Annotated in this window: 20 protein-coding genes; 11 read left to right on the top strand and 9 right to left on the bottom strand. The window is 45.1% G+C overall.

The features are described from left to right. Positions 1-117 precede the first annotated feature (117 nt). Entirely contained in the window at positions 118-912 is a 795-nt protein-coding gene (locus tag IQQ51_RS06805; protein WP_050621868.1) for an ABC transporter permease, read from the bottom strand. A gap of 437 nt (positions 913-1,349) precedes the next feature. On the opposite strand from IQQ51_RS06805, the gene torE reads away from it, so the two are divergent. Genes torE through torA form a run of 3 tightly spaced genes read left to right on the top strand, consistent with a single transcriptional unit; the run spans position 1,350 to position 5,251 of the window. Further along, positions 1,350-1,532, top strand: a complete 183-nt coding sequence (torE, locus tag IQQ51_RS06800; protein ID WP_008222628.1) for a trimethylamine N-oxide reductase system protein TorE — start codon at positions 1,350-1,352, stop codon at positions 1,530-1,532. Between the two features lie 50 nt (positions 1,533-1,582). Further along, complete coding sequence (torC, locus tag IQQ51_RS06795) at positions 1,583-2,764, top strand: pentaheme c-type cytochrome TorC (protein ID WP_017060299.1); 1,182 nt, start codon at positions 1,583-1,585, stop codon at positions 2,762-2,764. Between the two features lie 24 nt (positions 2,765-2,788). Next, positions 2,789-5,251 (top strand): trimethylamine-N-oxide reductase TorA, encoded by a 2,463-nt coding sequence (gene torA, locus IQQ51_RS06790; protein ID WP_050634676.1) that lies wholly within the window; start codon positions 2,789-2,791, stop codon positions 5,249-5,251. Between the two features lie 293 nt (positions 5,252-5,544). Here the strand turns inward: torA and IQQ51_RS06785 are convergent, their stop codons facing one another. After that, the gene (locus IQQ51_RS06785) at positions 5,545-6,759 is read right to left on the bottom strand and encodes a putative manganese transporter (protein ID WP_193840656.1); all 1,215 of its coding nucleotides are present in this window, start codon (positions 6,757-6,759) and stop codon (positions 5,545-5,547) included. A 201-nt stretch (positions 6,760-6,960) separates the two neighbouring features. On the opposite strand from IQQ51_RS06785, the gene IQQ51_RS06780 reads away from it, so the two are divergent. Together IQQ51_RS06780 and IQQ51_RS06775 are read left to right on the top strand one after the other, a co-directional pair. Further along, complete coding sequence (locus IQQ51_RS06780; RefSeq protein WP_017060302.1) at positions 6,961-7,866, top strand: manganese-dependent inorganic pyrophosphatase; 906 nt, start codon at positions 6,961-6,963, stop codon at positions 7,864-7,866. A 149-nt stretch (positions 7,867-8,015) separates the two neighbouring features. Next, a complete protein-coding gene (locus IQQ51_RS06775; protein ID WP_193840655.1) occupies positions 8,016-8,405 on the top strand; it encodes a DUF2750 domain-containing protein in 390 nt (129 codons plus the stop codon). A gap of 98 nt (positions 8,406-8,503) precedes the next feature. Here IQQ51_RS06775 and IQQ51_RS06770 read toward each other — a convergent pair whose 3' ends face one another. From IQQ51_RS06770 to pspF, 7 genes are all read right to left on the bottom strand, one after another. Then, positions 8,504-9,283 carry a DUF2927 domain-containing protein gene (locus tag IQQ51_RS06770; RefSeq protein ID WP_193840654.1) on the bottom strand — a complete coding sequence of 260 codons (780 nt, stop codon included), beginning with the start codon at positions 9,281-9,283 and terminating at the stop codon, positions 8,504-8,506. Between the two features lie 36 nt (positions 9,284-9,319). Further along, positions 9,320-10,102, bottom strand: a complete 783-nt coding sequence (locus IQQ51_RS06765; protein ID WP_017060304.1) for an ATP-binding cassette domain-containing protein — start codon at positions 10,100-10,102, stop codon at positions 9,320-9,322. Next, entirely contained in the window at positions 10,099-11,100 is a 1,002-nt protein-coding gene (locus tag IQQ51_RS06760; protein WP_017060305.1) for an oligopeptide/dipeptide ABC transporter ATP-binding protein, read from the bottom strand. Before IQQ51_RS06760 ends, IQQ51_RS06765 begins: the two co-directional genes overlap by 4 nt. Next, positions 11,100-11,987 (bottom strand): putrescine export ABC transporter permease SapC, encoded by an 888-nt coding sequence (gene sapC, locus IQQ51_RS06755; RefSeq protein ID WP_017065331.1) that lies wholly within the window; start codon positions 11,985-11,987, stop codon positions 11,100-11,102. Before sapC ends, IQQ51_RS06760 begins: the two co-directional genes overlap by 1 nt. Then, complete coding sequence (locus IQQ51_RS06750) at positions 11,974-12,936, bottom strand: ABC transporter permease (protein ID WP_048614483.1); 963 nt, start codon at positions 12,934-12,936, stop codon at positions 11,974-11,976. The genes sapC and IQQ51_RS06750 overlap by 14 nt, the downstream gene beginning before the upstream one ends. After that, positions 12,936-14,558, bottom strand: coding sequence for an ABC transporter substrate-binding protein SapA (sapA, locus tag IQQ51_RS06745; protein ID WP_193840653.1), 1,623 nt, complete (start codon positions 14,556-14,558; stop codon positions 12,936-12,938). The genes IQQ51_RS06750 and sapA overlap by 1 nt, the downstream gene beginning before the upstream one ends. Before the next feature lie 102 nt (positions 14,559-14,660). Next, positions 14,661-15,683, bottom strand: a complete 1,023-nt coding sequence (pspF, locus tag IQQ51_RS06740; protein WP_017060309.1) for a phage shock protein operon transcriptional activator — start codon at positions 15,681-15,683, stop codon at positions 14,661-14,663. A gap of 274 nt (positions 15,684-15,957) precedes the next feature. Here pspF and pspA point away from each other — a divergent pair, with 274 nt between their 5' ends. The 6 genes from pspA to IQQ51_RS06710 all read left to right on the top strand — a co-directional run bounded on the left by pspA (position 15,958) and on the right by IQQ51_RS06710 (position 22,638). Continuing rightward, positions 15,958-16,629, top strand: a complete 672-nt coding sequence (gene pspA, locus IQQ51_RS06735) for a phage shock protein PspA (protein ID WP_010440091.1) — start codon at positions 15,958-15,960, stop codon at positions 16,627-16,629. A gap of 14 nt (positions 16,630-16,643) precedes the next feature. Further along, the gene (gene pspB, locus IQQ51_RS06730) at positions 16,644-16,877 is read left to right on the top strand and encodes an envelope stress response membrane protein PspB (RefSeq protein ID WP_029222098.1); all 234 of its coding nucleotides are present in this window, start codon (positions 16,644-16,646) and stop codon (positions 16,875-16,877) included. Beyond that, on the top strand, positions 16,870-17,256 hold the full coding sequence (gene pspC / locus IQQ51_RS06725) for an envelope stress response membrane protein PspC (RefSeq protein ID WP_029405576.1): 387 nt from the start codon (positions 16,870-16,872) through the stop codon (positions 17,254-17,256). The genes pspB and pspC overlap by 8 nt, the downstream gene beginning before the upstream one ends. Before the next feature lie 157 nt (positions 17,257-17,413). Further along, on the top strand, positions 17,414-18,448 hold the full coding sequence (locus tag IQQ51_RS06720) for an efflux RND transporter periplasmic adaptor subunit (RefSeq protein ID WP_059019235.1): 1,035 nt from the start codon (positions 17,414-17,416) through the stop codon (positions 18,446-18,448). A gap of 1 nt (position 18,449) precedes the next feature. Beyond that, positions 18,450-19,535, top strand: a complete 1,086-nt coding sequence (locus IQQ51_RS06715; protein ID WP_086970334.1) for an efflux RND transporter periplasmic adaptor subunit — start codon at positions 18,450-18,452, stop codon at positions 19,533-19,535. Continuing rightward, on the top strand, positions 19,528-22,638 hold the full coding sequence (locus IQQ51_RS06710) for an efflux RND transporter permease subunit (protein WP_193840652.1): 3,111 nt from the start codon (positions 19,528-19,530) through the stop codon (positions 22,636-22,638). Before IQQ51_RS06715 ends, IQQ51_RS06710 begins: the two co-directional genes overlap by 8 nt. Positions 22,639-22,699: the final 61 nt, after the last annotated feature.

Raw genomic sequence — 22,699 nt, 5'->3', positions numbered from 1 at the left:
TCTTTCCTTGGGTCGAAATGGACAAAAAAGGATCTATATTGATTTGGTTATCCACAGTTTCTGTGGATAACCTGTCTCAAATTCAGTGAGTAACCAGATCTAAGTGGAGTAGGGAGGCTATTTCGAAGGCTGTATTTGAGCGAGAACTCGCCCTTCTTTGGTCAGAGATGTCTTCAATGAGAGGTGAAGCGCAAGTGCTAAAGAACAGCTCATCATCACGAAAATCGCCAGCATGATCATCAGTTGATACTTAATCGCGATCATCGGTGAAGCACCACCTAAGATCTGCCCCGTCATCATTCCCGGCAGCGTTACTAGGCCTGTGGTTGCCATAGAGGCCATGATAGGGGACATCGCTTTCTGTATCGCATTACGTACAAAAGGCGCAGCAGCATAAGTAGGAGACGCGCCTAACGCGATTGCTGCTTCATATTCTGATTTCTGTGTTTCAAAGGCACTAAACAGGTTCTGCAATGCCACGATATTACTGCTTAAGCTATTACCCAATAACATCCCTGCGATTGGGATAAGGTACTGCGCGTTAAAAACCGGTGTCGGCTTAATGATGAAAAAGCAGATGAACAAGACAATAGGTACACAAGTTACCGCAAGGCTAACGGCGACAGGAGCCAAAAGTAGGTTTCTTGGCAGTCTAGATTTTTCAACAATCGAGCTTGCACCGACGATAATCATCGTAAATAACCACAGCAAATTGACCCACAAACTATTCAAAGTGAACAAGTATTCTAGGTAAAGTCCCACCAGAAATAGCTGAATAACCATACGAATGATGCTGATAGAAGCTTCTTTGCCAAGGCCGAGTTTTAACTTGTGGTTGATCGTAATGGGTAGCAAGAGAAGTGAGCTGAAGAACAATAACTGCCACCAAGATATATCAATAACGTCTTGCATAATGTTTCCTTTTAAGTAGGTCCCCATCATATCTGAAAGTGCCAAATGATGCATTTCAGCTTCTCAGCCGTTGCTTTAAAAAACACTCAATAATTTAACAATCAAACCACAAAATATTGGTTGTTTGAGGCATTTTTGGCTACTACTTAGTAGGTAAAACGTTAAAATTGGTTACAATACGGTTGCGCAGGTGTTGGAATTTAACATTTGTGAAATATACTTAATTCTTCACATTTGTTAATACTTTTTAATAACTTTGTTTAACTAAAAACAACTTTGGATGAGCTCAAAAAAGTATTGATTAGCAAGGGTTATAACGGGAGATTTGATTGAACCCTACTTTGAGTATGGTCTAAAATTTGTCGTTAGATACTTAAGAACTTTAGCCCCATAGAATGGGTTACTCGAAATTACTAAATACAAAATAGGCAAAATGTATGAGTGATGTTAATAAAATTGAAACTGGCGAAAAACGCTCGTTGGAGTGGAAGTCTTTCCTCTTCATCGCGGTGGTTCTCTTTCCAATATTAAGTGTGGCTTTTGTAGGTGGTTACGGCTTCCTAGTTTGGGCACTGCAAGTGTTTGTATTCGGACCTCCTGGTGCTCACGGCGGCATGTAATGCCCTCTAGTAACAACATTTTTTAAAATCAATATTTAAGAGAGCTAAACATGAAATCATTTTTAGTTAAATTATGGCGCACAATGACTCGCCCAGCGGTACACATCAGTCTTGGTGTACTAACTATGGGTGGCTTTATCGCCGGTGTTATTTTCTGGGGCGGTTTTAACACAGCTCTAGAGCACACAAATACAGAAGAATTCTGTGTAAGCTGTCACACCATGCGTGACAACGTATACGTAGAACTACAAGAAACGGTTCACTGGAAAAACACTTCTGGTGTACGTGCTACTTGTCCTGACTGTCACGTTCCACATGAATGGACAGCAAAAATTGCTCGTAAGATGCAAGCATCTAAAGAAGTATTCGCTCAAGTATTTGGTGACCTAGATACACCTGAGAAATTCGAAGCTCGTCGTATCGAACTGGCTAAACACGAATGGGATCGTTTCTCTTCGAACAAATCTCTAGAGTGTAAAAACTGCCACAACTACGATTCAATGGATTTCGAAAACATGCGCCCAACAGCGCGTATTCAGATGAAGAACGCGGCAGAGCGTGATCAAAGCTGTGTTGACTGTCACAAAGGTATTGCTCACAACCTTCCATTAGATATGGCATCAGCGAGCGGTATTGTTGGCGAGCTAGAAAACGTAGCAAGCAGCACATCTTACGCAAATGGTTCAGACGTGATCTCTATTCGTCACCTGCCAATGTATACAGATGAAACAGCTGAAGTTGAAGCGGGTCTATTAAGCCCTGCAAGTAAAGTTGCTGTGATCGACGAAAAAGGCGACATGATCAAGATTCAAATCGACGGTTGGCGTAAAGCGAAAGGCTTCGGACGTGTAATCCAAGAAGACTTCGGTATGAACATCTCGACTGCAATCTTGACGAAAGAAGTATCTCAAAGTGACGTAATCACTGTTGGTGAGAAGAAAGAAGATGAGCTAACTGGCCTTCCTTGGGAAGAAGTTAACCTAGCACTTTGGATGAAGAAAGAGTCTATGGTTGATAACTTCGATCCAATCTGGAACGCAGCGGGTCAAGCGTACCAATCTAACTGTTCAACGTGTCACTCACAGCCAGATGAAGCTCACTTCAGCGCTAACGGTTGGGTAGGCATGCTAGATGGTATGATTGCGTTCGTTAACTTCGATACAGATACAGAAGCACTTGTTCTTAAGTATCTACAGAAGCACTCATCAGATTTTTCTGAAGGCCATCACTAATAAGACGTCAATTGGAGTAACACAATGGCAATTACAAGAAGAAGTTTTCTGAAAGGTGTCGCGACGACAAGTGCGGCATCGGTTATCGGTCCAAGCTTATTGGCGTCGGCTTCAGCATCTGCTGCAGAAACAGACGGCGCGTGGAAAGTCTCTGGTTCTCACTGGGGGGCATTCCGAGCTCGCGTTTACGCGGGTAAAGTACAAGAAATTAAACCTCTAGAAATCGATCAGCACCCAACAGAGATGCTGAAAGGTATTAAAGGTATTATCTACAGCCCATCACGTGTGCGTTACCCAATGGTTCGCCTAGATTGGTTGAAGAAGCATAAGTACAGCGCAGACACGCGTGGTAACAACCGCTTTATTCGTGTGACTTGGGATGAGGCACTAGACCTTGTTTACCGCGAGCTAGAGCGCGTACAGAAAGATTACGGTCCATGGGCGCTTCACACAGGTCAAACTGGTTGGAGACAAACAGGTCAGTTCCACAGCTGTACTAACCACATGCAACGTGCAATGGCACTTCACGGTTACTCTGTGAAGAAAATCGGTGACTACTCAACAGGTGCTGGTCAAACGATCATGCCTTACGTGCTAGGTTCTACTGAAGTTTACGCACAAGGTACATCTTGGGAACTTATCTTAGAAAACAGTGACAACATTGTTCTTTGGGGTAACGATCCAGTTAAAAACCTTCAAGTAGGTTGGACATGTGAGACTCATGAGTCTTTTGCATACCTAGAACAGCTGAAAGAAAAAGTTGCTAAGAAAGAGATCAACGTTGTTTCTGTTGACCCTGTTAAAAACAAAACAGGTCGTTACCTAGAAAACGAGCAAATGTACATCAACCCACAAACTGATGTGGCGTTCATGCTTGGTGTTGCTCACGTTCTTTACAACGAAGGCCTATACGACAAGAAGTTCATCGAAACTTACTGTCTAGGTTTTGAAGATTTCATCAAGTACGTTCAAGGTGAAACGAAAGACAAAGTTGAGAAGACACCAGAATGGGCTTCAGCTATCTGTGGTGCAAGCGCTGACTCTATCCGTGACTTTGCTAAGATGCTAGTTAACGGTCGTACACAAATTCTTGTGGGTTGGAGTATCCAACGTCAAGAGCACGGTGAACAGCCTTACTGGATGTGTGCAGTTATCGCAGCAATGGTTGGCCAAATTGGTCTACCTGGCGGTGGTATCTCTTACGGTCACCACTACTCAGGTATCGGTGTATCTTCAACTGGCTTCGCTGCCCCGGGTTCATTCCCGCTGAACATCGACCAAGGTCAATCACCTAAGCACACCAACACAGATTACAACGGTTACAGCCGTGTAATCCCTGTTGCTCGCTGGGTAGATAGCTTGCTAGAGCCAGGTAAGAAGATCAAAGCGAACGGTTCAACGGTAACACTACCTGATATCAAAATGATGGTATTCAGTGGTAACAACCCGTGGCACCACCACCAAGATCGCAACAAGATGCGTAAAGCATTCAAGAGCCTACAAACTGTAGTGGCTGTTGATTTCGCTTGGACTGCAACTTGTCGTCACTCTGATATTGTTCTTCCAGCTTGTACTCAGTGGGAACGTAACGATATCGATGGTTACGGCGCGTACTCTGGCCGTGGTTTGATCGCAATGCACAAGCTAGTGGATCCTCTGTTCCAGTCTAAGACTGACTTCGAGATCATGTCTAGCCTAACTAAGCGTTGGGGTCGTTACGACGATTACACGCGTGGTATGGACGAAATGCAGTGGGTTAAATCTCTGTACGACGAATGTCGCGCTTCAAACGAAGGCAGCTTCGAAATGCCTGAGTTTGCTGAGTTCTGGGAGAAAGGTTTCCTAGACTTCGGTAAAGGTAAGCCATGGACTCGCCACGCTTCATTCCGTGAAGATCCAGAGATCAACGCACTAGGTACTCCTTCTGGTTTCATCGAAATCACAAGCCGTACTGTTGGCAACATGGGTTACGAGCACTGTCAAGAACACCCAATGTGGTTCGAGAAATCTGAACGTTCACACGGTGGTCCAGGCTCTGACAAACACCCATACTGGCTACAATCTTGTCACCCAGACAAGCGTCTTCACTCTCAGATGTGTGAATCTGAAGAGTGGCGTGCGACTTACGCGGTACAAGGCCGTGAGCCAATCTACATCAACCCAGTAGATGCTAAGAAGAAAGGCATCAAAGATGGCGATGTAGTACGTGTGTTTAACGACCGTGGTCAACTACTAGCAGGTGCTGTTCTAATGGATAGCTACGCTCCTGGTGTTGTTCGTATCGAAGAAGGTGCTTGGTACGGTCCGATCAACGAGAAAGTGGGCGCGCTAGATACATACGGCGATCCAAACACACTGACTCAAGATATCGGTACGTCTGAACTTGCTCAAGCAACGTCAGCAAACACATGTTTGGTTGATTTCGAGAAGTTCCAAGGCAAACTGCCTCCAGTAACTTCATTCGGTGGTCCAATCGAAGTTTCTTAAGTCTTGTCTTAAGAACCAAGATTAAAGCTTGAATTAAAGCCCCTGTAAGCACTCTTACAGGGGCTTTTTGTATTTTAGATGTCTGTGTTGGTGTTTCTAAATAAGCATTGTACAGGGCTAATAGAGGGCGTTTTTGAGACAGGCTGTAACGTGCTGTTTGAGAGCAGTAGTAGAAACAGTGGATCAGGAAGGGAAGGTCAAAAAAAACTGTGGAAAGACTAGGCTGACGGAAACAAAAAGGCCGATACAAAGTACTGACCTTACAGAAGCCTATGGAGTTAACTCTGATCAAGTTAGATTTCAAACATAAACCAATAGCCATAAGCACAGATTAGTGCGGGCACACTAGAGTATAAGGTCGCGACCAGTGCCGCTTTGGGAGCCATCGCAATCGCAGGGAATAGCGCGTCACCATCATTTGAGATTGCGTTACCTACCTGAGCCGAAAGTGGTAGTGCGCCTGAAAGGTATAAGCTAGTGACCAATAATTGTGGTCCACAGCCTGGTAGCAAACCCATCAACACGCCAGCCAGGGGGAGCATGATGCCCCAGCTTGAGAATAGCGTCGCAAAATCGACATTTGCTACCACAGAACCAAATTCAAAGAAAAGAAAGGCAACCACCACCCAAGCGGTAACAAAGTTTGTATCTTGAGCTGTCTTTTGCAGTGGATGAGAGCCTACACACTTCTCATCTTCACTAACGGCTGATTTGTAATCTTCAATTTCACGAGTCAGTCCCCATAGAAACATCGAGCTGATCAGCAAAATAGTGCCTGCCCATTCCATCGACATTCCGGGCAAAGCGAGCAACTCATTCACATCCACTTGAAAAGAGCCAAGTAGGGCAACTGCAGCACCTGGAATAATGAGTACAGACCATAGATAGCCTTGTAGGTTGATCGCTTTTTTCGATACTGCTTCTTTGTCTTGAGATTGAGAAGCACAGCTGCTCACCACTTCATTTTTCTCTGCTTTTTTTGGGCGTAAGAAGTCGTCTGCGTGAAACAAGTTAATGATTCGACCTGACGCAGTACCCACAATGACGCCCATCGCCATCATGGCTAAACCTGTCTTAGGCTCGCTCGCTATGAGTAGGAACGCCGCGTCACCCATGGTTGAGACGAGCACCGCAACTACGGCACCAAATCCGAGTTTTCCCGAGATAAATTGTGTGGTTACCACTATCGCTCCGCCACAGCCGGGCAACGCGCCCATGAGAGCCGCGAATACCACTTGGTTTGAACGAGATTGATGGACGAGCTTATTGAAGACGTTATCTTTGTTTATGTACAGACTTAACCAGTGATAAATAGCCAAGGTTAAAGCAACATAACAAGACACTGCCCAAAAGGCGTCTGACAAGGTCGTGACCGTCAATTCTCGCGTGGCAGGCGCCATAACTAAAGCTGCAAGTGAGATAGGTAAAAGCAGGCGCTTAAATGACAGTGAAAATTGAGTTGTTTTCGCAGCGCTACTGCTTGGCAAAAAAGAGATTAGTCGATCCATAGGTGTTACTCAAAATTAGTGGCTTAAGATAAATATATACGAATGATAATAATTATCAATTGCATTTGTTGTTTTTTTATCTATTGTTACTATTGGCTAAACCCACGAAACATGACCAATCTAAAAAAATGAGGTAAAGTATGGCTAATAAAGAGAGGCTCTAAAGGTAGAGTCATAATTGTTAGTGTAATAGGAAGAAACATGATTTTAGTTGTTGGTCACAAAAACCCTGATAGTGACAGTATTTGTAGTGCGTTAGTTGCAACAGAGCTTCTTAAAGCTCGTGGCGAGGAAGCGACACCAATTCGCCAAGGCGAGATCAACCGCGAAACTCAACACATTCTAGAAGTCGCTGGTGCTGAAAAGCCAGAGCTTCGTACTTCTGTTGCTGGTGAGAAAATCTGGCTAGTAGACTACTCAGATCTAGCACAAGCACCAGATGATGTTGCTGATGCAGAGATCGTAGGTATTGTCGATCACCACCGTCTAGGCGACGTGATGACAGTAAACCCAATGGAAGCTTGGATCTGGCCTGTTGGTTGTACAAACACTGTACTTTTCAACATGTTCAAGATTGAAGGTCACGCAATCTCTCAACAAATCGCTAAACTAATGATGTCTGCAATCCTTTCAGACACAGTGGGTTTCGCTTCTCCAACATGTACTCAAAAAGACAAAGACGCTGTTGCTGAGCTTGCTGAAATCGCTGGCGTAACTGACGTTGATGCATTCATCAAAGCGCTTCTAATCGCTAAGACAAACATCGAAGGCCTATCTGCTGCACAGCTAGTAGAAAAAGACCTTAAAGGCTACCCATTCAACGGTCGTGATGTTGTTGTTGGTCAAGTTGAACTTGCGACTCTTGAGCAAGTAGACGGCATGATCGAAGCACTAGAAGCTGATCTTGAAGAGCGTTGTGAGAAAGATGGTCTAGCGTTCGCTGCGGTAATGCTAACAGATATCACTACTGCTCAAACTCGTCTTCTATACAAAGGTGAGTGGGCTGAGAAATTGGTTAAGCACGAGAAAGACGGCGTATTGATGATGGAAAATACACTAAGCCGTAAGAAGCAAGGCTGGCCTTGGCTACAAGGTGAGCTTGTTTAATCAAGTCGCTTAATATTAAACGCCTGCTTATTTAGCAGGCGTTTTTCTTTGAAGTAGACTTTCTTCTTCATCGATAATGTTTGAAGTTAAAAACACTCGGCATAAAATAGCTTTAAGAGCAAAGTTACTGACTAAAGTAGGAAATTAAGATGACTACACAGCTAGACGATAAAAAAATCGCTGAAATCAACAAGTATACGGGCGAGCAACGCTTTAAATACTGTGTGAAAGAAATCGTAGCAAACCGTGAAGTATGGATCTTAACCGATGAACACGGTTGTGTAATGCTGAACACAGAAGATGAAGACTGTGTTCCAGTATGGCCAAACCAAGAGTTCGCAGAATCATGGGCAACGGGTGATTGGTCTGAGTGTAAAGCTGAGTCTATTTCGTTGAATAAATGGCACAGTCGCTGGACGAACGGTCTAGAAGACGACGAACTTGCTGTTGTAGTATTCCCGAACGAGCAAGAAGAAGGCGTTATCTTGTTCCCTGATGAGTTCGATTTCGAATTGAAAAAGCAGGCAGCTAAGCGCTAATTCTTTCGTAATACAGTAACATCGTAAGTCAGCGCTGCCTTTCTTAGGCAGCGCTATTATTCAATTATCCCATCTAAGCTGCTTCCAACGTATATTCGTCAATACCCAATCAACTGATACAAAGGCGCTTGCTGTGCGGCTTTAGAAGCTTGTTGAAGTACACCTGTTTGGCTGTATCTCTTGAGTATCTTTCGAACGACAGGTTTTACTTCAGATTTTGTCATTCCAGCTTTCAATTCTGGTTCATACAGCAGATGTAGTAACACCACATCTAAGGGCGACAATAAGTCTTCTGGCGTATGGTCATTGAAAATAGAAGGGTAGGCTTTATCTGAATCATTCGGCAGGCCGAGAACCTGTGTGATCTCTTCCACGATACAGGCGACTAGCTTACCTCGCGATCTGGCCTGATCAACGGGAATTACAATCCCAGCGTATACAATCTCACCTTTAGAATTGGTTCGATAACCCGCCGTGCAGATGGCGCTATTTAAATGCTGAGTTGATTTGAGCTTGAGCACCGATTTCGCCTCAGATACCCACTGGCTCTGCCTTGTGTATATCCATTTAACGTTCGCTTCGGACTCTTTACTGACGATTGTTATTGGGTGTTGGGTGACTTCAGATAAGTGTTTGATATGAAGCTCTGTGAGCTCTTGATGCAGTTCCTCATCGCCCACTCGATGATCGATCCAAATCTTGATCGGTTGTTTCCACTTGGCGAGCGGTTTGTTGCCTTGGGAGTATTCGTGTTGAAGCGCGACGTTATAAAAGGCTGTTTCGACGAAGCTTCTATCTAGCCATGTGAGCGGTGTGCTTGTCGCGTTAAAGGACAACAGCACCAACAAGAGGGGAAGCATTGAAGCTGTTCGTAACATACTTTTCCCCTCTGCTGGATGCAGCGTGATTACAGATTAGTGGTTGGGTGCTTTGGAGAAATGGCTCTCAACCAATCTTTGGGTGATTTGGTGAGTTGGATTGGTCAACACTTGATCCGTTTCCCCACTCTCAACCACATTGCCTTCGTGCATTACAATAATCTTGTCGGTAATGTGCTTCACAATACCGAGGTGCTGAGATACATAAACGAACGATACGCCCATCTCTTCTTGAAGTTCTAAGAACAGATTGATGATTTGCGAGCGCATTGCCATGTCCAAACCATTTAACGCTTCATCAGCGACAATGATGGATGGCTGAAGTATCAAGGCTCGAGCCAAACAAACCCTCTGTTTCTGGCCCGCAGCAAGCATCTGAGGGTAGAAGTAAGCATGTTCCGGTAGAAGGCCCACGCGCAGTAGTGTGTCTTTCACACGACGCATACGGGCTTCTGGTGGCATGTTAGTGTTTCGCTTTAATGGGCCTTCAAGAATTCGACCAATCTGAATACGTGGGTTAAGCGAAGTATTCGGATCTTGGAAGATCATTCGAATCAGCTTACAACGAGTCGAGTAATCTTTGTGCTCTAGTTTTTCGCCATTCACGCGGATCTCGCCAGCGGTTGGTTCGACCATGCCTGCGAGCATTCTTGCTAATGTTGATTTACCAGAACCATTCTGACCAATAAAACCAATCGTTTGGCCTGCTTCAAGGGAAAAGCTGACCGGCTTCACCGCCTGATGAATCTTTTTACGGAAAAGACCAGAGCGAGTCGTAAAGTCTTTAGACAAATCACTGACTTCTAATAATGCACTCATGATTTCTTTTTCTTCTCCATATTCAGAGGGAAGTGACAGTTAAATTTATGGTTCTTGATACGTTTAGTATGTGGGATCTCGACACACTGCCTTTGCGCGTATGGGCAACGTGGGCCTAACCGACAACCAATAGGAAGATGTTGCAGCGGTGGAATTGACCCCGGCAAAGACTGTAGCTTCTCCTTGTGGGGAATCCAGTCGTTAAAGTCTGGCATCGCTTTTAACAGAGCAACAGTATATGGGTGCTTGGGTGCATCCAACAGCTTCGGCGTATCAGCGGATTCTACAGATTGACCACAGTACATCACGGTAATGCGAGTTGCCCATTGGGTAATGGTGGTTAAGTCATGACCGATCAACACGATGGTGGTGTTATTGATCTGGTTCATACGGCTCAACAGACGCAATATTTGAGACTGTGTTATTGGGTCCAAATCGTTGGTCGGCTCATCAGCAATCAAGACTTTTGGCTTGGCAGCGATCGCCATTGCGATCATCACCTTTTGACACTCACCATCGGTCAGCTCGTAAGAGTAACTGTCCATTAGGCGAGAGTGGTCTTTGATGCCGACTTTGTGTAGTAATGCGATCGCTTGCTTCTTACGCCACTTAAATCGTTGCCACCAACGACCTTCAAACGAATGGGAAGGGATCGCTTCAACGAGCTGGTTACCTACTTTTTCAGAAGGGTCAAGACACGTTGATGGCTCTTGGAAGATCATTGCGATATCGCGGGCGATCACTCGGCGTCTTTCTTTCGGCGTCAGTTGCAGTAGGTCGATATTGCCTAAGCGCATTCGGTCTGCGGAAACTTTCCAGTTCTCTTTACAAACCCCGACGATCGCTTTTGCAACCAAGCTCTTACCTGAGCCTGATTCACCTACTAAGCCACGAATTTCCCCTTCATTGAGGGTAATACTCATTCGATCTACCGCTTTAACCATCCCTTGAGGGGTCTCAATCTCGATGGTTAGATGTCGAATATCAAGTAACGGCATTATTCGATTCCTGCATTTAGCGCTTGGCGAACACCTTCACCGACGAGGTTAATCACGATCACTGTAAACATAATAGCTAAGCCGGGTAGGGTAACTGTCCATGGCGCAAGGTAAATCAACTCGACCGAATCACCCAAGATTGAGCCCCACTCGGTACTCGGTGCTTGAGCGCCAAGCCCTAGGAAACCTAAAGCCGTGATATCAAGAATTGCAACTGACAGTGCCAGCGTAACTTCAAGTGCGATCACGGTAAGAATGTTCGGAAGGATTGAGTTCCAAAGCAGGTAAAAATCGTTCGCTCCATCAAGGCGAGAAGCCAGAATATAGTCCTTTTCTACTTCGGCATGCACGGCAATGTACACCGAGCGAATAAAGCGCGGGATCAGTGCCAAACACAAGGCAAGCAAGATATTGAACTCGCCAAAGCCAAGGAATGCCACGAAGATAATCGCCAGCAGAAGAGATGGAATCGACATAACGGTATCAAGCAGGTGGTTTAACGTACTTGATAGCAATCCACGAGTCATACCAGCAAGTACGCCAATCAGACAACCAATGACGGCTGCGATGAAGGTAATCACCACGGCGGCGCCAAACGTCAGCTGAGAGCCAATTATTAGGCGAGAAAGAATGTCTCGGCCCAAGTCATCAGTGCCTAGAAAGTATTCAACCGTTCCTGCTGGATCCCAAGAGGGCGGCGTTAATAGGTGACCGGTTTGTTCTTGTGCATCATGCGGGGCTAGCCACGGTGAAGTGACGGTGACCAGAATGATAAGCACCAAACACCACAAGCCAAACATAGCCAGATTATTGCTGCGGAAGCTGCGCCAGAAACGTTCGAACTGGGTTGGAATCTGTTCTTCTTGGTAGACGTTATTTGTTAGCATACCATTCCTTCCTCACCAGTGGATTGATCATCGCGCCCAGTAGATCGGACATAATGTTGGCGGTCAAAACCAAGGTTGCCACCACAATTACACCTGCTTGAATTGAAACGTAATCTTGATTCGATAAGGCATCCAGTAACCAACGACCAATGCCCGGCCAGTTAAAGATAGACTCGGTAATAATGGCAAGCGTTAACATACTCGATAGTTGAACGCCGACCTTAGGAATAATCGGAGGTATCGCGTTTCTTAGCACGTGCTGCGTGATGATCTCTCTCGTTGAAAGACCTTTAATTCGTGCTGCACGGATGTAGTTTTGCGTCATTACTTCAGCTACTGACGCTCTCATCAATCGGATGACCTGAGTCGTTGGCGCTAGCGCTAAAACAAGACAAGGTAACGCCATGTGCTCGATAACACTTTGTAGTGCGTGTGCACGGTAGCGACCTTCGGCAAAAAAGGCGTCAATCATCGCGAAGCCAGTCACGTGTTCAATCTCGTAAAGTAGGTCGTATCGGCCACCAACTGGGAACATTTCAAAGTGCAGTGAAAACACCATGATCATCAGCAATGCGACCCAAAAGATCGGTGCAGAGTAACCGGCCATTGAGGTGAACGATATGGTGGTATCGACAAATTTACCTTGTCTCATACCAGCAATGGTGCCGAAAGGGATACCGATGATGAGTGCCAACACAAAGGCAAAGAAGCACAGTTCTAGCGTTGCAGGGAACACCACGACCAACTCATCGATGATAGGTACACCGTGTTTACTTAGGCCAAAGTTTAGCGTCGATAATTCAGTGATATAGCTAATCCAACCGGGCCAAAAATCTTGAATTGCCCATGGTGAGGTTTGGTCTAATCGAAGCAGGGAGAAACCCACCAAGGTCAGAATCCCTAGCGTAATAACGAATAAGTTTACACGTCTTAATGTATACCAAAACATTACTGCACCTCTCTTCTGACTTGATCAAAAGGTTGGGCATTGAAAGGACTTGCTTTAAAGCCTGTTAGCGAACGATCGTGCACGCGGAATTGCACGCCATGAGCTAAAGGAATCACAGGAACTTCTTCATTGAGAATGTTTTGGGCTTGTCGGTACAAGTTCACACGGTGCCTTTGTTGATTGATCTCTAATGCTAAGTCGAGAAGGAAATCAAAGTCTGAATTACACCACATCGAGACGTTTAACCCTGCACGTTCAGAGCTGCATGAGAGCAGCGGGCGCAAGAAGTTGTCTGGATCACCTGTATTGCCTATCCAGCCTGTAAGCAACAAGTCTGTTGAGGAAATAGAGGACAACTGTGTGCGGTCAAATCGGTCGTCGGTATAGAGTTTCAATTCAATACCAATATCGGCTAAGTTTGCTTGGATCAGTTCTGCCGTTTTTCTTGGACTTGGATTGTATGCGCGTGGCTCTAGTGGTACCCACATTGAAAGCTCTAACCCAGGCTCAACGCCAGCTTCTTTGAGAAGCGCAACCGCATAGTTTCGGTCGTAGCGAACTTGAACGCTGTCTTTTTGGTGAGCCCAAGAAGTAGGAGGAAGTAAAGTGTAGGCTTTGGTTCCTGTACCGTAATACACAGAATCAAGAATGTTCTGACGATTGATGGCTAAGTTGAGCGCTTTACGAACTCGAGAGTCACGCAGTGCAGGGTGCTCAGTATTCAGCGCAATGAAAGAGACATTAACCGCCGGAGTGGCAGAGATCTTCAACTCTTCATGGGCCTGAATAATAGGAATTTGACTAGAAATCGGAGAATTGAGCACGTCACACTCACTGCGAAGAAGCTTGGCAAGTGTGCCTGTTCCACGTTGCGAAGTATCGAACACAACTTGGTCCATTTGTACTTCACCCTTCCAGTAGTGCTTGTTCTTTTTCAAGCGCACTAGGTCGTTGATTTGGTATTCATCTAAGTAGAAAGGGCCAGTGCCGACAGGGTTGGAATCGATTCGATTTTTCTCATCCGCTGCAATGAGCTTGTTGGCATACTCTTTAGAGTGAATGACTGCATAGCTGGTGGCGATATTGTTGAGAAATGAATTGTCTGGGCGACTTAATTGGAATTTCACTGTTAGGTCGTCGACTGCGGTGATATCGACAATCAGGTTCTTGAAGTCGATTCCGGCAAACCACGGATATAGGCCACCACCCACATAATGAAATGGGTTTGAACTATCAATGACACGTTCAAAGCTAAACACCACATCTTGTGCATTCATGCTACGAGTAGGGGTGAACCAGTCTGTCGTTTGGAACGCAACATTTGGGCGCAGTTTGAACGTGTACTCTGTACCTGATTTATCAACAGACCAACTTGTCGCCAAGTTCTGTTTTGGTCGGTACGTCATCGGATCAAGAGTGAGCAGTGTATCGAAGATTTGAGGACTCAGCGATTCTGCGGTAATGCCACTATCAACCAGCTGTGGGTTGAAGGTACTAGGATTACCTTGGCCGCAATAAATGAAGCCTTTTTCACGGACTTGCTCGTGATTCACACTCTCACCACATCCAGCGAGAAAGCTCAGCGTGCAGATGCTCAGTGATAGTCTTATTAGTGCTTTCATAAAAAGAAATACTTTTCGAAACGAGGCGTTAGAGGAGCCTCAAGATCCGGACAATTTAACATTTTATTTATTCGGCTCCAAATAATAATCAAGTGTGGACAGCTATTTATCGTTAGCTTGTCCGACAATCGCGTACTTCCTCACCATTCCACGTAATTGGTTGTAGGTTAACCCAAGTAATTCTGCGGCTTGTTTCTGGTTATATTTGCTCTGTTTTAGGGCTTGATTGAGTAGCTTGATGTCTTGTTGTTCTTGCCATGCTTTGTAATCAAGCGGCAAAGAAAACAAGCTCTCTGATGAAGTATGGCTGTTAGACGGCTCATTGCCAGTTTCCGGAGAGGAATCTTGCTCTGTTTTCCATGCGGGCTTAAATGGGTTAAACACCAAATATTCAATAGGATATGGGTCTTTTCCGTGCTGATAGATCGCTCGCTCAATGACGTTTTTGAGCTCTCGTACATTCCCTGGCCAAGAATAATCTAAAAGCGATTCAACGGCAGAAGGGGCAAAGCCAACAAACAACTCCAATTCCAATTCACGACACATCTTAATGGCGTAGTATTCTGCGAGTAGCATGATGTCTTCTTTTCGCTCACGCAAAGGAGGGATAGTAATGACGTCAAACGCCAGTCTATCTAATAGGTCAGCCCTGAATTCGCCCTTTAATGCCATGTCTGGTAAGTCGGCATTGGTTGCACACACCAGTCTTACATTGGCACTTAGCGCCTTTTGCCCACCGACACGTTCATATTGCCCGTATTCAATAACGCGCAATAGCTTCTCTTGAACCGCAAGGGGAGTGGTCGCTAACTCATCCAGAAACAGCGTTCCTCCTTCTGCTCTTTCAAAGCGACCTTGATGACGACCTTTCGAACCCGTAAACGACCCTGACTCGTGGCCAAACAGTTCAGAATCAATCAAACCTTCACTGAGGGTTGAGCAGTTCAATGAGATCAAAGGTTGATCCCAACGTCTTGAAAGGTAATGCAGTCTTTGTGCGATGAGCTCTTTACCTGTGCCGCGCTCGCCAATGATCAGAATGGGTCTTTCTATTGGTGCGAGTTGGGATACTTTATCTAAAACAGAGAGAAAGCTAGGTGATTCACCAATGAGGTTCTGCTGCATAGCGCGTCCTTGTATGAATTGATCGCTGGAGATAGTCATGTAAGAGTCGTAGTGGTGAAAAATACCAATACTTGGCTAAATTCATCATAGCATGGTTCGGGTTAATCACCATTTTATTGTAAGTAACTGATAATAAATGGATTAAAAGTTGGCACGCTACTTGGATTACTTATGGTAGGTTTAACAACAAACGTAAATTTTTGAGCAAGTGGATTGATAAAGTCGCACAACGATTTGAAACGCATTTGCCATCATTGTAATTAAGGAGTTCCTCATGGGTATTTTTTCTCGCTTTGCAGACATTGTAAATTCAAACATCAGTGCACTATTAGATAAGGCTGAAGATCCTGAAAAGATGATTCGCCTGATTATCCAAGAAATGGAAGATACGCTGGTTGAGGTTCGTACTAACTCAGCAAAAGCAATCGCAGATAAGAAAGAGTTAGCACGTAAAGTTGAAGCTATCGAAACTCAGATTCTAGATTGGCAAAACAAAGCGACACTCGCACTGACTAAGCAACGTGAAGATCTGGCAAGAGCGGCGCTAATCGAAAAGCAAAAACTTGAAGACATCATCAAGAGTCTTCACACCGAGCAAACTTTGGTTCATGAAACCATCGAAAAGCTAACCAGTGAGATCGGCAAGCTTGAAACCAAAATTGCAGAAACTCGCGCAAAGCAACAAGCATTAATGATTCGTAATAATGCAGCGAGCAATCGTCGTGATGTTCAAAAACATCTGCATTCAAGCAAAACCAACGAAGCAATGGCGAAGTTTGAGCAATTCTCGCGTAAAGTGGATGAATTAGAAGCTGAAGCGGACGTTTACGCTAAGACTGGCAACGCAAAATCTTTAGACCAAGAATTTGCCGAGCTACAAGCTCAAGATGAAATCGAAAAAGAGCTAGCGAAACTGAAGCAACAAGTTGAAAACCGCGATAAATAATTTAGGAGTTGTCTATGTCAACATTTCTAATTGCAGGTCCACTGATTGTCTTTTTAATCTTCGTGGCGCCGCTATGGTTGTTCTTACATTACCGCAGCAAGAAGAAATCCAGCAATGGTCTTTCAGAAACGGATCTTCAACGTCTGCATAAGCTTTCTGCGCAAGCCGAATCCATGCAAGACCGAGTGAAAACGCTAGAAAAAATACTGGATGCGGAGTCGCCTAGCTGGAGACGAAACTATGAGTAGAGAACTGTATCGCGACACGATTAACGGCAAATTGTCTGGTGTGTGTGCAGGGTTAGCGAACTACTTTGGCCTTGAAGTGTGGTTGGTTCGTATCTTAGTTATCTCTGCGGCACTGCTTGGTGGTAGCTTTCTGGTGTTATTAGCGTATTTAGCTTTGACATTTATGCTTGAAAAACAACCACCTCACTATGTTGATGAGATGAAAGCCAAGCAAGAGCACACACTCAAACAAAAGCCTTGGGAAAAAGGGCAAACGGCAGAGTCGTTACTGGGCACTTTAGAGGGTGATTTCCAGAAGTTAGAGACCAGTGTCCGCAACATGGAAGCTTATGTGACCTCCGACACGTTCAAAGTCGACCGTGCATTTAAGAACATGTAACGATAAGTCTAAAAAAGATTAGATAACGGTTTAGGAAAATTTATTCCAAGCCGTTATTTTTTTTAATAATTTTGTCTAAATAAATCTTACGATAACTGGTAAGTTACATGTGATTAATCTATGTTATAAAAATATTTATAGATATGGATGATCACCAATGTATAGAGCCTCCGTTGTCCTATTGACAGCCTTAGCTGGGTTGTCTGGGTGTGGTAAGGAGCTTCCTCCCGTACCTGAACCTGATTCTAGACCCGCCAAACTCTTCACTGTCTCCGTAGGTAGTAATGCCTTTGAACGTAGCTTTCCTGCCACCACTGAAGCGGGTGACAAAGCCGTACTGGCCTTTCGTGTTCCAGGGCTACTTCAGACTATCGATGTCACATCTGGTCAACAGGTCAGTAAAGGTGAAGGGCTTGCAACGCTCAATCCTGACGAATATCAACTGCTAGAGAAGCAAGCAAGAGCCAACTTTAAGCTTGCTGACGTTCAATACCAACGTTCGATTAAGCTACGTAAAGACCGAGTCGTATCTGAGCAAGATTTCGATCAAGCGAAAGCCAATCACAATTCTGCTAAAGCGATGCTTAATCAAGCCAAAGCAAACCTTCGCTATACCACTCTTGTTGCGCCTTACGATGGAACGATTTCCATTATTCCGGCTGAAAACCATGAATATATTGCGGCTAAACAAGGCGTGATGAATATTCAAACCAATCAAATTCTTAAAGTCGTCTTCTTATTACCCGACCAACTTATTACGCGCTTTTCTTCAGGGTTCGAGACGGATGCAACCATGGTTTTTGATGCATTTCCTGAAAACTCTTACGTTCTAACCTTCCAAGAAGTGGATACCGAAGCCGACCCGAAAACAGGTTCATACAAGGTCACAATGGTAATGGAAAGACCAACCGATGTGGGTATTTTGCCCGGCATGTCTGGCACGGTAAATCTCGTTTCATCGTTAGCGGCCGCCACCAAAATTCCAACGTCAGCAATGATGACCGACGGAGATGATGTCTCTGTTTGGCGTGTGAATAGCGACGGCATTGTTGAAAATGTTGCCATAGTCATCGATGAAAAACGTCATATTGTCTCTGGACTGAACGATGGCGATCGCATTGTGACTTCTGGCGTCAATGGTCTTGAATCGGGCGTTAAAGTTCGAGAGTGGATCAAGGAAAGGGGGCTATAACATGAAAACACTTAAAATGGCCGCAGGCCTGTCGTGTTTAGCCTTACTGACGGCTTGTGAAGATAAGCAAGCTGTAGAAGTGAATAATACGCCCTTGGTTAAAGCTATCGAGATTTCAGTCATCGACTTTAGTGACAAACTCTATTTCCCAGCAGTAGCAAACGCTGCTGAGAAAGCTCATCTCAGTTTCCGAGTGGCCGGTGAAATCTTCAAGCTAGATGTGAAAGAAGGTGAGCGTGTTTCCAAAGGGGACATCATTGCCGAACTTGACCCAACCGATTATCAATTGGATGTGGACAATGCTCAAGCGCGTTACACGGTAATCAATAGCCAATACCGACGTTCGAGTCCGCTAGTGAAGAAAGGCTTATTGGCTAAGTCGCAATTCGATGAAATTGCCGCTCAACGCCAGATTGCTTATGCCGAGTTGGAACTGGCGAAACTGCGCTTATCGTTCACCATGCTTCGCGCCCCTGTTGATGGGATTATTTCTCGTGTCAGTGTCGACCAATATGAAAATATTCAGGTAGGCCAACAAGTGGTGAACATCCACAGTGTCGAAGATGTTGAAGTCGTTATTCAGCTGCCTGACCAAATCTACGTCAACCAACCGAGTGAACAACTGCTATCGAACGTTGAGGCTGTGGTTAGAGTGCCAAGTGGCAATGAATACACGGCAGGTATTAAGGAGTTCACCACTGAACCGGATCCAAGTACGGGCACGTTTACGGTGACGCTTGCTTTGCCAATGCCTGAAGATGATTTGATTCTGGACGGTATGGCGGTTGAGGTGACTTCAAATGGGCGAGAAATCGGCTTAGAGCTAAAAGCCGGTGTGTTGATTCCAATTGAAGCGGTATTTAATGCTGATGGCGATGATTTAACGCGTCAGAACTCTTATGTGTGGGTGCTCAATGACGACAATACTGTCTCGAAACAGCAAGTCGTATTAGGAAAAGCAAATCAGAAAACATTACAGGTCATGAAAGGATTGGAAATGGGGCAGCATGTCGTTGTTGCAGGCGTATCGCGATTGCGAGATGGGATGACAGTGGAAGTATTGCCTCAGGAGACGAACAATGAGTGAAGTAAATAACAAGCCCCAAAATGACGATCAACAGGGTGATGATCAGATCACAGGTGTTGCTTCTTACTTTATACGTAACAAAGTTATTAGCTGGATGCTATCTCTGATCTTTCTTATTGGTGGTGTTTCTGCATTCTTCGGTTTGGGGCGTTTAGAAGATCCTGCCTTTACCATCAAAGATGCAATGGTCGTGACTTCATACCCGGGGGCAACGCCTCAACAGGTGGAAGAAGAAGTTACCTACCCTTTAGAGAAAGCGATTCAACAACTTACCTATGTAGATGAAGTAAACTCTATCTCTAGCCGTGGCCTGTCTCAGGTAACGGTAACGATGAAGAATAACTATGGTCCGGACGATCTTCCGCAAATCTGGGATGAACTTCGTCGAAAAGTGAATGATCTTAAGGTTGAACTGCCACCTGGGGTCAATGATCCACAAGTCATCGATGACTTCGGTGACGTTTATGGGATTTTGCTTGCGGTGACAGGTGATGGTTATAGCTATAAAGAGCTGCTGGATTACATTGATTACCTAAGGCGAGAGCTGGAGCTGGTTGATGGGGTTAGTAAAGTCTCCGTTTCCGGCCAACAACAAGAGCAAGTGTTCATTGAGATATCGATGAAACGGATAAGCTCTCTAGGTTTGTCTCCAAGCACGGTATTTAACCTTTTGTCGACTCAAAACATTGTATCAAGTGCTGGCGCGGTCAGAATTGGCGATGAATACATTCGAATCCATCCAACGGGTGAGTTCCAGAATGTTGAACAGCTTGGTGATTTGATTCTGACAGAAGGCGGCGCTCAAGGGCTTATCTATCTAAAAGATGTCGCTGATGTAACTCGTGGTTATGTTGAAGTTCCAAGTAATATCATTGGATATAACGGCAAGCTCGCACTCAACCTTGGTGTCTCTTTTGCGCAAGGCGTAAATGTGGTTGCCGTGGGTGAAGCGTTTGACCGACGACTTGCTGAACTTAAATACCAACAACCCGTCGGTATCGACATTTCAGAGGTTTATAACCAACCTAAAGAGGTGAACAAGTCAGTAAGCGGATTTGTGGTGAGTTTAGGGCAGGCGGTTGCGATCGTAATCGTGGTGTTACTGTTCTTCATGGGACTACGGTCGGGACTGTTGATTGGCTTGATATTGTTGTTGACCGTTTTTGGTACCTTCATTTTCATGCAGTACTTCAAAATCGATCTTCAACGTATTTCACTGGGCGCGTTGGTTATTGCCTTGGGGATGCTGGTGGATAATGCCATTGTGGTGGTGGAGGGGATATTGATCGGTACGCAGAAGGGACGAACCCGGATGCAGGCCGCCACTGATATCGTGACCCAAACCAAATGGCCACTGCTTGGAGCAACGGTGATTGCGGTCACCGCGTTTGCTCCAATTGGTTTGTCTGAAGATTCAACGGGCGAATACTGTGGCACCTTGTTTACGGTGCTATTGATTTCATTGATGCTGAGTTGGTTTACTGCTATCTCGATCACGCCGTTTTTTGCAGATATCTTCTTCAGAGGACAGAAGGTTGATCCCAATAATGAAGGCAAAGACCCATACAACGGGATGGTTTTTGTTATCTATAAAAACTTCCTTGAGTTCTGTATGAAACGCGCGTGGCTAACCATGATCGTTCTGGTGATTGGTTTAGGTGCGAGTGTGTACGGTTTTGGTTTCGTTAAGCAAGCCTTCTTCCCGTCTTCAACCACACCTATGTTCCAAGTGGATGTGTGGATGCCGGAAGGTACCGATATTCGAGCGACCAATACCAAGCTTAAAGTGCTTGAAAGTTGGCTAGCAGAGCAGGACGAAGTTGAACATATCACGACAACGGCGGGTAAAGGCCTGCAACGTTTCATGCTGACTTATGCGCCAGAGAAAAGTTATAGTGCTTACGGCGAGATAACGGTTCGTGTGAAGAGCTACGAAGTACTTGAAGGGCTAATGAAACGCTTCCGTGATCATGTAAATGGTCAGTTCCCAGAGATCGACTACAAGCTTAAACAGATCGAATTAGGTCCTGGTGGCGGTGCGAAAATTGAAGCGCGAATTGTGGGTTCTGATCCAACGGTTTTACGTTCAATCGCTGCTCAAGTGATGGACATTATGCGAGCTGATGAAGGCGCGTTTAACGTTCGTCACGATTGGCGTGAAAGAACTAAGGTATTAGAGCCTCAGTTCAATGAAAGCCAAGCGCGTCGTTATGGTATTACCAAATCTGACGTTGATGACTTCCTTGCAATGTCTTTCTCTGGTAAGTCGATTGGTGTGTATCGTGATGGTACTACGCTGATGCCTATTGTGGCTCGTTTACCTGAAGATGAGCGAATTGATATTCGCAACATCGAAGGTATGAAGATTTGGAGTCCGGCATTAAGCGAATACATCCCACTTCAACAAGTAACGTTAGGTTACGAGCTAGAATGGGAAGATCCACTGATCATCCGTAAGAACCGTAAGCGTATGCTGACGGTAATGGCGGATCCTGATCTATTGGGTGAAGAGACAGCCTCAACTCTACAGAAACGCTTACAACCACAGATTGAAGCGATTGAGATGCCGCCGGGTTACTCATTGGAATGGGGTGGTGAATATGAGTCGTCAGCAGATGCACAGGCGTCACTGTTCACAACCATGCCTCTGGGTTACTTGTTCATGTTCTTAATCACTGTGTTCTTGTTTAACTCGGTGAAAGAGCCTTTAATTGTGTGGTTAACGGTTCCATTGGCGTTGATAGGGGTGACGACAGGCTTGTTAGCCTTGAATACACCATTCGGCTTTATGGCATTGTTGGGCTTCTTGAGTCTATCTGGGATGCTTCTGAAGAACGGTATCGTATTGCTTGATCAAATTGAGATTGAGATGAAGTCAGGTAAAGACCCGTATGTCGCGGTTGTTGATGCGGCACTGAGTCGTGTTCGCCCGGTATGTATGGCGGCGATCACTACCATTCTTGGTATGATCCCTCTACTACCGGATATCTTCTTCAAACCAATGGCAGTAACCATCATGTTTGGTTTAGGCTTTGCGACTGTACTCACGCTAATCGTAGTACCTGTGTTGTATCGTCTATTCCATAAAATTGAAGTGGCTTAACGTCAACTGACCTTTGAAATAATGCCCCTAATTGGGGCATTATTTTTATATACCGATTGAT

It is taken from the genome of Vibrio sp. OPT18, from assembly GCF_015163615.1.
Classification (GTDB): Bacteria; Pseudomonadota; Gammaproteobacteria; order Enterobacterales; family Vibrionaceae; genus Vibrio; species Vibrio coralliirubri.
The sequence above is the reverse complement of the archived record's forward strand: the minus strand, read 5'-3'. Positions and strand labels throughout refer to the sequence as shown.